Raw genomic sequence first — 13,246 nt, forward strand, 5'->3', positions numbered from 1 at the left:
TGCATCAATCAGCTATTTTTCCTCCAAAGCAATCAGCTCCGTCTGACATCATCGAAGCTTTCATGGGAGCATTCTTCTGGTCCGCCCCTTCCAATGGCTGGACACTTCGATGAAGCCGATACTGCCCCAAGACGATCCACAGCTCGCGCCCTTGATCAACGAACTAGGCGAGCTGATTCGCCAGGCACGCCAGAAAGTGTTGCGTGCCGTTGACACTCTCCAGGTACAGACCTGCTGGCAGATCGGCCGGCACATCATCGAGTTCGAGCAAGGAGGCGCCGAACGCGCGGCTTATGGCGCAAGGTTGCTAGCCTCGTTGGCGAAGGTGCTGACGGCGCGGTTCGGGAAAGGGTTTGATGCCTCAAACCTGCGTTACATGCGACTTTTTTATCAGGCATTCCCAATCTGTGACGCACTGCGTCACGAATTGAGCTGGACTCACTATCGAACGCTGCTGCGTGTCGAAAAAAAGAATGCACGCAGTTGGTACATGAACGAAGCCGCCACCCAGAACTGGTCCACCCGCGCCTTGGAGCGCCAGATCGGCACGTTCTATTACGAACGCCTCCTGGCAAGCCGCGATCGACCTGCGGTAGAGCAGGAAGCAGCAACTCATCTTGAGCAACTTGCTTTCGGGCCCAGGGACATTGTCAGGGATCCGGTAGTCCTTGAGTTTCTTGGAATGCCAAACACAGGCATGCTGCTGGAAACCGATCTCGAACAAGCCCTGATCAACCAACTGCAGGGCTTCCTGCTCGAACTGGGTAAAGGCTTCGCCTTCATCGCCCGCCAGCAGCGCATCAGCACCGAAAGCAAGGATTTCTACCTCGACCTGGTTTTCTACAACTATCTGCTCAAATGCTTTGTGATCGTCGATCTCAAGCGAGGCGAGCTGAGCCACCAGGACATCGGCCAGATGGATATGTATGTGCGACTCTACGATGAGCTCAGGCGCGGCCCTGATGATAAACCCACCGTCGGCATCATTCTTTGTGCACAAAAAGACGAGTCGGTGGTGCGTTATTCCGTGTTGCAAGGCCATGAACAGCTGTTCGCCAGCCAGTATCAACTGGTGCTCCCCACCGAAGAAGAACTGCGCAAGGCGCTGGATTGCGAACGGGCGCGACTTGAGGAGTCCCCCCCCCAGACGCAGCGACCTGAAGAAATGAAGCCGTTATCGAAACGCATACCCAAAAAACCCATGTAATATTGATGCGTTTTTTTTCAGCAACGCTCCAGCCAACGAGCTTCGTTCTGCATGTCACCGGCCGCAACCCACCCCTCTTTGATCCAGGCATTGCGGACTGAAACCGCCGAGTTGCATGTCGCCTTGGAAAAACGCCTGCCGTTTTTTTCGGAACGGCTCAACCTGGACCTGTACCGGCGCCTGATGGCGGCCTATTACGGTTTTTACCAGCCATTGGAACAACGGCTTCAGGTATTGGCATTGATTCCGTCCGGGCTGGACCAATCCCTGCGCATCAAGCTTCCGGTATTGCGGGCCGATCTCACGGCGCTGGGCATGGGTGCAGCCGCTATCGAAGCGTTGCCCGTTTGCCAGCAACTGCCGCAGATCGACTCCCGCGCGGCCGCCCTCGGGGTTTCCTACGTATTGGAGGGGGCGACCCTCGGCGGACAGATTCTGCGACGCAGGGTGGCGGAGCAGCTTGGCCTGGATGCCTCCAGCGGCGCTGCCTTTCTCAAGGTGTATGGTGAACTCACCGGTCGCCGCTGGAAGGATTTCCTCCAATACCTGGACGACAGGAACCTTGGCGAACCCCAGACGCTCGAAGTCACACGCGCCGCCAGATCGACGTTTACTCATTTTGAACACTGGCTGGACAGCCAAAAGGTACTGCTATGACCCCGGAAAACCAGGAAGCCTTCGAAGAACTGCTGGCTAATTGCGCAGACGAACCGATTCGCTTCCCCGGCGCCATCCAGCCTCATGGCGTGTTGCTGATGCTGTCCGAGCCCGACTTCGTAATCCGTCAGGTCAGCGCCAACGTCTTGCAATTGATGGGACAGGATCCCCACAAATTGCTGGACCAGACGCTTGATGCACTGGTGGGACTGGAGCAGGCGCAAGCCATCCTCATTGCCTGTCACGCGGCCCCGGGAAACGACAACGCGCCCGTAGCCATCGTCGTGAACCAGCAGCGTTTTGACGCCTTGGTGCATCGCCATCAGGGCGCCCTGATCATCGAGCTGGAACAACACCTGAGCGACTATCGCCCCGAAGGCGTCAGCGGCGAGGCCAACCTGGGCCGCATGCTCCAGCGCCTGCAAAGCGCAAAAGACCTTCAGACGCTGTACGAAATCAGCGTGCGGGAAATCCAAGCCATGACCGGCTACGACCGCGTGCTGATCTATCGCTTTGAGGAAGAAGGCCACGGGCAGGTCATCGCCGAAGCCAGCGCGCCATCGATGGAGCTTTACAAGGGACTGTTTTTTCCAGCCTCGGATATTCCCGAACAGGCCCGTGAGCTGTATCGCACCAACTGGTTGCGCATCATCCCCAACGCCGACTATATGCCGATACCCCTGGTGCCCGAGCTGCGTCCCGATACCCAGGCGCCGCTGGATCTGAGTTTTTCCACGCTGCGCAGCGTCTCGCCGATCCACCGTCAATACATGAAGAACATGGGCGTGCTGTCGTCGATGAGCATCTCGTTGATGAAAGGCGAACAGCTGTGGGGCTTGATCAGCTGCGGCAATCGCCAGCCTCTGCTCGTGCCCCATGAAATGCGCATGGCCTGCCAGACCATCGGCCAGATCCTGTCACTGCAGATCAGCGCCATGGAAACCCTTGAGCTGACTCGGCAACGGGACGCCAAGCTGGAGGACCTACAGGCGCTTGCCACCGCCATGGCCGAATCCAGCGAAAACGTCTTCGATGGCCTGTGCCGCGAGCCACAACGTCTGATGGACCTCACCGGGGCCAGCGGCGTTGCGATCTTCGAGGACAACAAACTGCATCGCCACGGTCAGTGCCCCGAACCGGAGCAAATCCGCGAATTGCACAAGTGGATATTGGCAACAGGTCAGCCGGTTTTCTCTCACCATAACCTGGGCAGCGTTTTCGCCCCGGCCAGGGCTTTTCAGGATGTAGCGAGCGGGGTGCTGGCGATTCATCTGCCCAAGCCTGTGGAAAACGGCGTGCTGTGGTTCCGTCCCGAAGTGAAGCAAACCATCAATTGGAGCGGCGACCCGCAAAAACCCCTCGACCTGGAAGACAGCGAGACCGGATTACGCCTGCGGCCGCGCACCTCGTTTGAAATCTGGAAAGTCGAGATGGACGGTATCAGCGCCAAGTGGAGCCATGGCGACTTGTTCGCCGCCAACGACCTGCGCCGCTCGGCCCTGGAAAATGATCTGGCCCGACAGGTGCGCAAGGAGCGCCAGGCGGTGCAAGCACGCGATGAACTGGTGGCAGTCGTGTCCCATGATTTGCGCAACCCGATGACGGTCATTTCCATGCTCTGCGGCATGATGCAAAAGGCCTTCAGCTCCGACGGCTCACACAGCTCGAAGCGAATTGCCTCGGCGATCGACACCATGCAACAAGCCGCCAGTCGCATGAATGCACTGCTGGAAGACCTGCTCGACACCTCGCGCATCGACGCCGGGCGCTACACTATCAACCCTCAGCCGATGGACGTCAGCCAGATCTTCGAAGACGCATGTTCGCTACTGACACCGCTGGCCTCCGCCAAGGCAATCGATATTTCTTTCCATGCCGAGCCCAACCTCAAGATCAACGCAGATCCCGAGCGGCTGTTCCAGGTGCTGTCCAACCTGATCGGCAATGCCATCAAATTCACGCCGCAGCAAGGGACCGTGGGCATCAGCGCGATGTCGGTGGGCGATGAGATCGTCTTCAGCGTCCGCGATACCGGCGAAGGCATCGCCCCTGAACAGCTGCCGCATGTTTTTGACCGCTACTGGACCACCAAGGAAGGCAACCCGAATGGCACCGGACTTGGGTTGTATATATCCAAGGGGATTGTCCAGGCTCATGGCGGTAAACTGCACGCCGAAAGCCAGCCAGGCCAGGGCAGCGAATTTCGCTTTACCGTGCCGAAAATCGACTGAGCCGGGCACCGCCCCCTAACGAATTGGAAACCGAAGCCCAATGGCCTCACTGAACAAACAGCAGAAACGCGCCAAGCGTGCCAAAGACAAAGCCAAGCAGATCCGCATGACCGGGCGAAAATCCATCCCGATGTATGGCGATCCGGCCCATGCAACCGCCCAGCCACCGGTTTACGTACAGGAGTTGTTCGTCAAGCTGCGCGACGCCGAGGCCGTCAGCCGCAGCGAAATGCTCGACACATTGCTGGCCAACGTCAGCGAAATGATCATCGAGCGCCCAGGCCTGTTGGATCTGAAGAACGCCGAAAACGAGAGCATGGCCGCTACCAACCTGGCTGCCGACATGCTGGTGGACTACCGCATGTGGGTCGATGACATGGACCGCGAGGCGGCCCAGCGCTGGCTCAGCACGCCGGAGTTCATCAAGGACTTCAGCGAGGCGCTGGACCGTTATCGCCAGTCTATGGAAGAGCCCGTCGGCGAATAAGCGGGGTGGCTACTCGCTGCTGTTCCAGTGGAATACCAGCTTGCGCGCGGCTCCGCTGCCCACATCGGCGGTGTCGCGGCGCTCCTCCCCGTTGCGCGTCGCCACCACGCTGTACTTGCCCGGCGGCAATTGCACATATACCAGCGGGCCCGCATCGCTGAGCGTCAGTAATGTTTGTCCTGATGAGTTCTGCACAGTCACGTCCACATCCGGAACGTATTTGTTCTCCGGGCCGATCGCAAAAGTCATGTGCAGGTTGTAACCCTGGGCCTGCCCGATGGCCCGGGCTTCGTCTTCGCCGATGCCGCCGGACAGATAAGTAATGCCGTTCTGCTGCATGGGTTGGATCTGGACGCCTGTGTTGTCGATGGGCGCGAGGTTGGTGGCGTTGAGGGCGAGAGGGAATAGCAGAATGGCGATGGTAACGAAAGGCAACAAAGAACATTGTAGGGATCTCATGATGGAACCTCCCGATCTCTGGAAAAGACTCTATTGTACTTTCGAGTGTGACTACTGATCCTTCATATATGTTTAGATCGATTGGAATTTGCTCATACTGCGGTTCGGAATAGAGGCAGCCAGGAACATTGCCATGACAAATAGCGTTAAACATCAGCAAGGCTGGGACAGATGGTTCGATACTGCTGCCGCAACTGCAGACTTCATGGCAGAACGCGAGCAACCCAAAGCCGCCAAAGATAAACAAACAAATTTTCCTGCGAACAATAAACAGGTACAACACGAACGCTCATCCGGTTAACCCTTCCCACCCCCGCCCAAAGCTGGCACCATCGCGCCTTTTTTTACGCGACTCCCCAGGCAATTCGCTGACAGGCAGGTTCAAACAGCCGTTCGGTTGTTGACGGCGCGACAGTCTGCTGCGCCGATGCGACAAGCCGCCGCAAGTCGCCGGTTTACCGCGCGTAGCGCTGTTGGCGGCCATCCGGACGCATGCTAGCTTGGCCGCCTCGCCAGGAAGGCTGCCGACAGCAAGGGAGCACATATCATGAGGAACGCACATGGCCCAGGCCACGCCCGCGCTTGAAATCCGCAACCTGCACAAACGCTACGGCCAGCTGGAGGTGCTCAAGGGCGTCTCGCTGACCGCTCGCGACGGCGACGTGATCTCGATCCTCGGCTCTTCCGGATCCGGCAAGTCCACGTTCCTGCGTTGTATCAACCTGCTGGAGAACCCCAACCAGGGCCAGATCCTAGTGGCTGGCGAAGAGCTCAAGCTCAAGGCGGCGAAAAACGGCGAACTGGTAGCCGCCGACGGCAAACAGATCAACCGCATACGCAGCGAGATCGGTTTTGTCTTCCAGAACTTCAACCTCTGGCCACACATGAGCGTACTCGACAACATCATCGAGGCTCCGCGCCGGGTGCTCGGCCAGAGCAAGGCCGAAGCCGTCGATATCGCCGAAGCCTTGCTGGCCAAGGTCGGTATCGCCGACAAGCGCCACGCTTACCCGGCCGAACTGTCCGGCGGCCAGCAGCAACGCGCCGCCATTGCCCGCACGCTGGCGATGCAGCCCAAGGTGATTCTGTTCGACGAACCCACCTCTGCCCTTGACCCGGAAATGGTCCAGGAAGTACTTAGTGTGATCCGCGCCCTGGCCGAGGAAGGCCGCACCATGCTGCTGGTTACCCACGAAATGGGCTTTGCCCGCCAGGTTTCCAGCGAAGTGGTATTTCTTCATCAGGGCCTGGTCGAAGAACAAGGAACGCCACAGCAGGTTTTCGAAAGCCCGCTTTCGGCGCGCTGCAAACAATTCATGTCCAGCAACCGCTAACGGAGCAGTACCTATGCAGACCTACAGGAAAATTCTCTTGGCCGCTGCGGCCAGCCTGGTCCTTTCGGCCAACGCCATGGCGGACGGCAAACTGAAAATGGGCATCGAAGCAGCCTACCCTCCGTTCAATAACAAGGACGCCAGCGGCCAGGTCGTGGGTTTCGACAAAGACATCGGCGACGCCCTGTGCGCCAAGATGAAAGTCGAGTGCGAAGTGGTCACTTCCGACTGGGACGGGATCATTCCGGCCTTGATGGCGAAGAAGTTCGATTTCCTGATCTCTTCGCTTTCGATCAATGAAGAGCGCAAGCAAGCGGTGGATTTCACCGACCCGTACTACACCAACAAACTGCAATTCATCGCGCCGAAAAATGTCGATTTCAAAATCGATAAAGAGTCTCTTCAGGGTAAGGTCATCGGGACACAGCGCTCCACGCTCGCCGGCACCTGGATGGAAGACAACATGGAAGGTGTCGAACTGAAACTGTATGACACCCAGGAAAACGCCTATCTGGATCTCACCTCCGGTCGTCTCGACGGGATCCTGGCAGACAAATACGCGAACTACGACTGGCTGAAAACCGACGCTGGCCGGGCTTACGAATTCAAAGGTGACGCGGTGGTAGACGGCGACAAAATCGCCATCGCCGTGCGCAAGGGTGACAATGAATTGCGCAACAAGCTGAACGCCGCATTAAAAGAGATCGTTGCCGACGGCACCTATAAAAAGATCAACGACAAGTACTTCCCGTTCAGCATCTATTGATCCTGACGTGCCTGGCCGGCGCCGCTGTGTACGGCGCCGGTCCTTAGCAAAGCCTGCCGCGATATGAACACATACCCATGATGATTGACCTCTACGGATTCGGCCCGGCGCTAGCTGCCGGCGCGCTGATGACCGTCCAGTTGGCCCTTTCTGCCTTATGCCTGGGGTTGGTACTCGGCCTGCTCGGTGCCTTGGCCAAGACCTCGTCATACAGGCCGTTGCAATGGCTTGGTGGCACTTATTCAACGCTGGTTCGCGGCATCCCGGAATTGCTCTGGGTGCTGTTGATCTATTTCGGCACCGTTAACCTGATGCGCGCCTTGGGTGAGCACTTCGGCAATCCCGACCTTGCCCTCAATGCCTTCGCCGCCGGCGTCATCGCACTCGGCCTGTGCTTTGGCGCCTACGCTACTGAAGTGTTTCGCGGCGCAATCCTGGCGATCCCCAAGGGTCACCGTGAAGCCGGCGTCGCTTTGGGCCTGTCGAAATGGCGGATCTTTACCCGATTGATCATGCCGCAAATGTGGCGCATCGCCCTGCCCGGCCTGGGCAACCTGTTCATGATCCTGATGAAGGACACCGCGCTGGTCTCGGTGATCGGCCTGGAAGAAATCATGCGACACGCGCAAATCGGCGTAACCATTTCCAAACAGCCGTTCACCTTCTATATGGTCGCCGCGCTCATGTACCTGGGGCTGACAGTACTCGCCATGATCGGCATGCACCTGCTTGAACGACGCGCGGCCCGTGGTTTCGCCAGGAGCACGCAATGAACTGGGAAGTCATCATCAAGTGGCTGCCGAAACTGGCCCAGGGCGCGACGCTGACCCTGGAGCTGGTGGCCATCGCCGTGATCGCCGGCCTGTTGCTGGCGATTCCGCTGGGCATCGCCCGTTCATCGCGCCTGTGGTACGTGCGGGTGCTGCCCTACGCCTACATCTTCTTTTTCCGCGGCACTCCGCTGCTGGTTCAGCTGTTCCTGGTGTATTACGGCCTGGCGCAGTTCGACGCCGTGCGCAGCAGCGCCTTGTGGCCTTATCTGCGGGACCCGTTCTGGTGCGCCACCGCAACCATGACCCTGCACACCGCCGCCTACATCGCCGAGATCCTGCGCGGCGCGATCCAGGCCATTCCCCGTGGCGAAATTGAAGCCGCGCGGGCCCTGGGCATGTCTCGCCCCAAGGCGCTGCTGTACATCATGCTGCCCCGCGCCGCGCGCATCGGCCTGCCGGCCTACAGCAACGAAGTGATCCTGATGCTCAAGGCCAGTGCCCTCGCGAGCACCGTGACCCTGCTGGAACTCACCGGCATGGCCCGTACGATCATCGCCCGGACCTACCTGCCGGTAGAGATCTTCTTCGCGGCCGGCATGTTCTACCTGCTGATGTCCTTCGTCCTGGTACAAGGCTTCAAGCAACTGGAACGCTGGTTGCGCGTCGATGCCTGCCAAGGGCGCTGAGAGCGAGGTGTTGACGGGCGAAGCGTTGCTCGCCCGTTTCATGGCCCTGGATGCTTTTCTCACAGAGCACCAGGCGCTATGGAAGCCCCGCCCTTTCACTCATCTGCAGCTACCTTGGGAAACGTCCCACCCCGAACTGGCCCAATGGCTACGCCAGCGTTCGCTGCAAGCGGCGGAAAACGACCATCATCAGCCGTGGTTGATTGAAGACGCGCCCGCGCCGTTCCCGGAACTGGCCGCTATCGCCCGCGCTTTGAGCACGGTCGCCGAGCTGCCCGCCAGCCTGCTGGAAGCGTCAACTCAGCGCCTCAACGTCGACGTACCCGGGCGCAAATGGCAGCAGATCGAAGCCTTCGCCAGCCGCCTGAACTTCACCACCAAACCGACCCACTGGCTCGACTGGTGCGCCGGCAAAGGCCACCTGGGCCGACGGTTACTGCACGACGGCCAGCACCTGACCTGCTTGGAATACAACCCCCAGCTGGTCGCCGCAGGCCAGCAACTGAGCCAGCACCACAACCTGCCCGCCCTTCACTTGCAGCAAGATGTAATGGCGACGGACGCCGCCCAAGCGATCCGACCGGAACACACGCCGGTAGCCCTCCACGCCTGCGGCGACCTGCATGTGCGGCTCATGCACCTGGCGAGTGCCGCCGGCTGCGCACAAATGGCTATCGCACCGTGCTGCTACAACCGCATCAGCACGGCGCAGTATCAACCACTGTCCGATGCGGCCAGCCAATCCCGCCTGCAACTGTCGCTGGACGACCTCGGCCTGCCACTGAGCGAAACCGTCACCGCCGGCGCGCGCGCGTCCGACGGCAACGGGACAAATCCATGGCCCGACGCCTGGCCTTCGACCTGCTGCAAAGGCAAATCCGCCGCAGCGACGACTACCTGCCCACACCGTCATTACCCGGCGCCTGGCTGGAAAAACCGTTCTCCCACTACTGCACCGACCTGGCGGCCCTGAAGAATTTATCCATAGTCGATTCCCCCAATTGGGAACAATTGGAAGCTGCGGGTTATCAACGCCTGGCCGAGGTGCGCAACCTGGAACTGGTGCGAGGCCTTTTCCGACGGCCGTTGGAGCTTTGGCTGGTACTGGACCGGGCACTTTTCCTCAGCCAAAAGGGCTATGACGTGCGCCTTGGCATCTTCTGCGAAGCACCTCTTACGCCAAGAAATCTGTTGCTCTTGGCAGAGCGTCGTCCTTGCCCCACAGCCTGTGGATAACTCTGTTGATGAAATAAGCGTGGATCCAAGTAGGTCGTGATTTTCTGAGCGCCTCCAAGCTGTTCATTTTTTGTTCATATGGATAAAAAACCATGAAAACAGGGATTTGCGGGCAAACGAGAAAAGTGTCACAAAAAGGAAAGATTCCGTTCGGCGCTTCCTTCCCATTGTGCATAAGCGCCAAAACAAACCGACATAACGGTTGGTTTTAACGCCGTCAGGGCAGCATTTTCGCTGGCCGTGCGTCGATTGATGCCCGCACGCAAGCTCCGCCGCACCGCCGAGCCACGGCCTGCGTAAAAATAGTCAGAATTCAGGGGTTTACAGAACCGGCCCAATCGCTATAATCGTCGCCCACACGCCGGTATAGCTCAGTTGGTAGAGCAACTGACTTGTAATCAGTAGGTCCCGGGTTCGACTCCTGGTGCCGGCACCATACAAAACGAAGGCTTGCAGCGATGCAGGCCTTTTGTTTTTGCGTTAGACGTAACAACTGACGTAATAAGGCCGCGTTCAGCTCGAGGATTCGTCTGTGCCATGGATTGATGAGGCGTTGCGCGTTTTGGGGCTGGGCTGGATTGGCGGGCTGCTCGGCATTGGCGGGCTTATATTCGGCTATGTTTTGTACCTCCGGTCCCGAAGACGTACCAAGATGGCCTACGTTCATCTAGGCGAGCATCTCCTGGGCAGCGCTGCAGACACACTGCCTCCCCTGATAGACGTCCTATACGACGGAATCGCCATTCCTCGCCTGACGAAAACCCTAGTTATTATTTGGAACAACGGCGAGAACACCATCAATGGCGCGGATATTGTCCTGAAAGATCCGCTGCGTTTGCAGGTCGGATCTGACGGAGAAATCCTGTCGGTTTCGTTGCTGAAAACAAGTCGTCCGGTGACCGACATTCAGATTGCTTATGGCAAAAGCACAGCGGCTAATGAGGCACTGCTGAAGTTCGATTTTCTGGATGCCAACGATGGCGTGGTGGTGGAGATTCTTCATACAAGCACTGATCGGAAGCCGCGCATAAGCGGAACGCTGCGGGGTTTACCTAAAGGCTTTACCAACCTCGGTCAATTCACCCGGCCAAAGCCTCAGAAAAAGATCAAAAAAGACAGCATTTCAAAGGCAACTTTTTCGATTGCCATGGTCGGTGTTGCCTGCGCAGGTTTCTTGACTGCGATGTACGACAGTCAACTTTCTATTTCTGATATTCCGGCGCGTTTATCCTCTGGGTCCTCTGCGGTGGCAGGAGCGCTGGCGGGTTTCGTTGGCATGTGGGCTCTTAATGCTTTCATATCCCGACGTCGGTACCCGAGGAGTCTCCACCTGGAAGCTCTTGAGTAGCCAGCTTGTGAAGTCGTCGAGAGACAATCACCGACCCTTACTACCATTTCCTACGATTTTCTTGGCCCATGGGGGAAAGATAATTTGGTAGCTCGCTGTCAATTGGAAAGACAAAACCTTTTAAGTCAATAAGTAAGACTAATCTCATAAAGGTATAAAAGGGTAATTTTTTAGTAATCAGATTACCTTTTATCCGAGCCAGGTCCAAACCTTGTTAAATCCTTTAAAATCAATAGCTTGTCAAAGAATTACTTTTTCAGTACCCCAAATCACTTTCTTTGGTAATCGTTCGAAGCCGCGTTACACAAGGCTTACAGCCCCTCTCGCAACCAAATTTCCAAAATTACCTTTTTCCTAGCCCTCAACTGGGGATGGCGATCTGATAGCTCAAAAAACAGATTCGGGGACTTCCCAGCATCATATTCGGGTATCCGTTCTGGCATGCTTACCAGGTCGTAATCGAGCGCAGTTGTGAAAGCTCAGCCACCCACCCGGACGGGCTACAGCGCTCGGCTGGCCGGGGTTGTGGCAGAACGGTCTGCGCCAGTTAAAAGTTGCTCTGTGCCGTCCGAAATAGACTGATCGAAAATAGAAAAACGCCCGCAAACATACGTTTTACTTATTCGCACCCAGCAAAACCGGGGTTCTCTGCTCTGCACCATCTGCGTTGGCCTAAAGCGCACCAGTGCAACCGCGCTGCATTTCTCTTACAAAATTTGCAACTGTGAAATTACCGATCACCTGCATAGCCCCACGGGCCGCTCGGGCTACAGATTTGTTTGCACTACATCCTCGTTTTGACCCCTGTTTCCTCATTGAATAGTGGTAATTCCGAAGACCTGAGGATCGGCACAAAAAATATGAGAATGGGCTTGATACGCGGCAAGCGCATTAAATCTCTCAAGTAGCTTCATATCATTATGATGATGCTGTGCCGAGAATTTCATATTGAATGATGCTACTTGGCCCCTCATCCGCGATGGGACCTCTACAAGGGTCTGTTTTGACAAGTCCACGACATTGAATGCAGCAAACGCACTCCGACTCAAATTAAAAAGAAACATATTGTGATTGGGATCCTCAGTTCCTTGAAGATAGCCTGTGTCCGGTATAGCGACTCGGCAGCCCGTAACGTCGTCAAAAGTTGCCACTATTACATGGCCCATTCGACCCTTTGACTCAACAATCTTCTCGACGGTAGCTTCCAAAATACTTTTTGTGCTGCCAGGCGGGATCATTAACGCCAGAAAAAGAATCTCCAGCCACTGGAAGTACTGATCACTCGTCACCCCGAACTCTGTGCAAACAGCAGCCAGGTGGGGCTTGACTCCCGTGCGAATGTCACAGAAGTCGGCTAGCAAAATAGGGCTGGTTGGATACAATCCCGCCACCCCCTTATACATATCAATTGTTCGAGCAATAGAATATGGGTTTCTTATCCACCCCATAAACTTTGCTTTGAACACTTTTTCAGCGGCGCCCTTCAACACGTCGCCTCCAGAATTGGCCTTTGACTCGGAAACGAGAAGGTCAGCGGCTGGAGCAAGATCAGCTTCAAATTTATGAAAGAAATCTTCTAGATTTTTTCTTAGGGATGAGTTTTTTACATCAAAACTGAAAAGATCATCAAAAGAGAGATTCTTCTTGATCTTGACGCCCCCAGCATTGGTCAGGCGAACAACGCTATTTTCTCGATCTGCAATTTCAAATTTGTAGATTCGCTGCTTATCCTTTGGTCTGCTCTCGTCTATGCAATTACTTCGTTGCTCGGACTGAGAGATAAAATGTTGATTTCTTGTTGAGTTTTCCATAACTTCTCCTTATGTCGACGTCCCACCGGACGCGCAACCAATATCTCTTAACCCACTATAACGCCATTTTTGATTGAAAAAAGCTAAAAAAAGGGACGCATGAATTTGTAGATCGGACGTCCCTTTTGGCTGACGTTCAGCGCAAGGCTTTTCTAGCGGCGCAATCACTGATCTAAGATGGTTTTGACTAGGAACAGACGATCGCCTATACCGAGAATCGCTTGGAGCTGGCAGAGAGAGCATGTGGTTTG

General features: G+C 56.4%; 12 protein-coding genes, 1 tRNA gene and 1 pseudogene. 12 read left to right on the forward strand and 2 right to left on the reverse strand.

The window, feature by feature from the left end; translation table 11 throughout:
* The first annotated feature begins 109 nt into the window (after positions 1-109).
* From J3P84_RS25855 to J3P84_RS25870, 4 genes are read left to right on the forward strand one after another with little or no spacing between them, the layout of a single operon-like run.
* A complete protein-coding gene (locus J3P84_RS25855) occupies positions 110-1,207 on the forward strand; it encodes a PDDEXK nuclease domain-containing protein (protein WP_434626519.1) in 1,098 nt (365 codons plus the stop codon).
* 51 nt (positions 1,208-1,258) lie between these two features.
* Entirely contained in the window at positions 1,259-1,864 is a 606-nt protein-coding gene (locus tag J3P84_RS25860) for a biliverdin-producing heme oxygenase (protein WP_434626520.1), read from the forward strand.
* Complete coding sequence (locus tag J3P84_RS25865; RefSeq protein WP_434626521.1) at positions 1,861-4,095, forward strand: ATP-binding protein; 2,235 nt, start codon at positions 1,861-1,863, stop codon at positions 4,093-4,095. The genes J3P84_RS25860 and J3P84_RS25865 overlap by 4 nt, the downstream gene beginning before the upstream one ends.
* 40 nt (positions 4,096-4,135) lie before the next feature.
* Positions 4,136-4,582, forward strand: a complete 447-nt coding sequence (locus J3P84_RS25870) for a hypothetical protein (protein WP_434626522.1) — start codon at positions 4,136-4,138, stop codon at positions 4,580-4,582.
* A gap of 9 nt (positions 4,583-4,591) precedes the next feature.
* On the opposite strand, the gene J3P84_RS25875 is transcribed toward J3P84_RS25870, so the two are convergent.
* A complete protein-coding gene (locus J3P84_RS25875; protein ID WP_434626523.1) occupies positions 4,592-5,041 on the reverse strand; it encodes a carboxypeptidase regulatory-like domain-containing protein in 450 nt (149 codons plus the stop codon).
* A gap of 133 nt (positions 5,042-5,174) precedes the next feature.
* On the opposite strand from J3P84_RS25875, the gene J3P84_RS25880 reads away from it, so the two are divergent.
* From J3P84_RS25880 to J3P84_RS25915, 8 genes and pseudogenes are all read left to right on the forward strand, one after another.
* On the forward strand, positions 5,175-5,342 hold the full coding sequence (locus tag J3P84_RS25880; protein WP_434626524.1) for a hypothetical protein: 168 nt from the start codon (positions 5,175-5,177) through the stop codon (positions 5,340-5,342).
* A gap of 259 nt (positions 5,343-5,601) precedes the next feature.
* Positions 5,602-6,375, forward strand: coding sequence for an ABC transporter ATP-binding protein (locus J3P84_RS25885; RefSeq protein WP_434570273.1), 774 nt, complete (start codon positions 5,602-5,604; stop codon positions 6,373-6,375).
* A 13-nt stretch (positions 6,376-6,388) separates the two neighbouring features.
* A complete protein-coding gene (locus J3P84_RS25890) occupies positions 6,389-7,141 on the forward strand; it encodes an ABC transporter substrate-binding protein (RefSeq protein ID WP_434626525.1) in 753 nt (250 codons plus the stop codon).
* A gap of 77 nt (positions 7,142-7,218) precedes the next feature.
* A complete protein-coding gene (locus J3P84_RS25895; protein WP_434626526.1) occupies positions 7,219-7,914 on the forward strand; it encodes an ABC transporter permease in 696 nt (231 codons plus the stop codon).
* On the forward strand, positions 7,911-8,600 hold the full coding sequence (locus J3P84_RS25900; protein WP_434626527.1) for an ABC transporter permease: 690 nt from the start codon (positions 7,911-7,913) through the stop codon (positions 8,598-8,600). Before J3P84_RS25895 ends, J3P84_RS25900 begins: the two co-directional genes overlap by 4 nt.
* A pseudogene (locus tag J3P84_RS25905) lies at positions 8,581-9,836 on the forward strand (methyltransferase). Before J3P84_RS25900 ends, J3P84_RS25905 begins: the two are co-directional and overlap by 20 nt.
* Before the next feature lie 360 nt (positions 9,837-10,196).
* A tRNA-Thr gene (locus J3P84_RS25910) sits at positions 10,197-10,272 on the forward strand.
* 96 nt (positions 10,273-10,368) lie between these two features.
* The gene (locus tag J3P84_RS25915) at positions 10,369-11,184 is read left to right on the forward strand and encodes a hypothetical protein (protein ID WP_434626529.1); all 816 of its coding nucleotides are present in this window, start codon (positions 10,369-10,371) and stop codon (positions 11,182-11,184) included.
* 812 nt (positions 11,185-11,996) lie between these two features.
* On the opposite strand, the gene J3P84_RS25920 is transcribed toward J3P84_RS25915, so the two are convergent.
* Positions 11,997-12,995: a hypothetical protein gene (locus J3P84_RS25920; RefSeq protein ID WP_434626530.1), complete on the reverse strand. Its 999-nt coding sequence runs from the start codon at positions 12,993-12,995 to the stop codon at positions 11,997-11,999.
* Positions 12,996-13,246 lie beyond the last annotated feature (251 nt).

It is taken from the genome of Pseudomonas sp. Z1-29 (assembly GCF_051131995.1).
Lineage (GTDB): Bacteria > Pseudomonadota > Gammaproteobacteria > Pseudomonadales > Pseudomonadaceae > Aquipseudomonas.

What these genes read in the sequence shown, in the direction of transcription:
- J3P84_RS25870 (WP_434626522.1), top strand. Translation starts at nt 4,136, where the DNA reads ATGGCCTCACTGAACAAACAGCAGAAACGCGCCAAGCGTGCCAAAGAC.
- J3P84_RS25880 (WP_434626524.1), top strand. Translation starts at nt 5,175, where the DNA reads ATGACAAATAGCGTTAAACATCAGCAAGGCTGGGACAGATGGTTCGAT.
- J3P84_RS25920 (WP_434626530.1), bottom strand. Translation starts at nt 12,995, where the DNA reads ATGGAAAACTCAACAAGAAATCAACATTTTATCTCTCAGTCCGAGCAA.
- J3P84_RS25885 (WP_434570273.1), top strand. Translation starts at nt 5,602, where the DNA reads ATGGCCCAGGCCACGCCCGCGCTTGAAATCCGCAACCTGCACAAACGC.
- J3P84_RS25865 (WP_434626521.1), top strand. Translation starts at nt 1,861, where the DNA reads ATGACCCCGGAAAACCAGGAAGCCTTCGAAGAACTGCTGGCTAATTGC.
- J3P84_RS25900 (WP_434626527.1), top strand. Translation starts at nt 7,911, where the DNA reads ATGAACTGGGAAGTCATCATCAAGTGGCTGCCGAAACTGGCCCAGGGC.
- J3P84_RS25875 (WP_434626523.1), bottom strand. Translation starts at nt 5,041, where the DNA reads ATGAGATCCCTACAATGTTCTTTGTTGCCTTTCGTTACCATCGCCATT.
- J3P84_RS25895 (WP_434626526.1), top strand. Translation starts at nt 7,219, where the DNA reads ATGATGATTGACCTCTACGGATTCGGCCCGGCGCTAGCTGCCGGCGCG.
- J3P84_RS25855 (WP_434626519.1), top strand. Translation starts at nt 110, where the DNA reads ATGAAGCCGATACTGCCCCAAGACGATCCACAGCTCGCGCCCTTGATC.
- J3P84_RS25890 (WP_434626525.1), top strand. Translation starts at nt 6,389, where the DNA reads ATGCAGACCTACAGGAAAATTCTCTTGGCCGCTGCGGCCAGCCTGGTC.
- J3P84_RS25860 (WP_434626520.1), top strand. Translation starts at nt 1,259, where the DNA reads ATGTCACCGGCCGCAACCCACCCCTCTTTGATCCAGGCATTGCGGACT.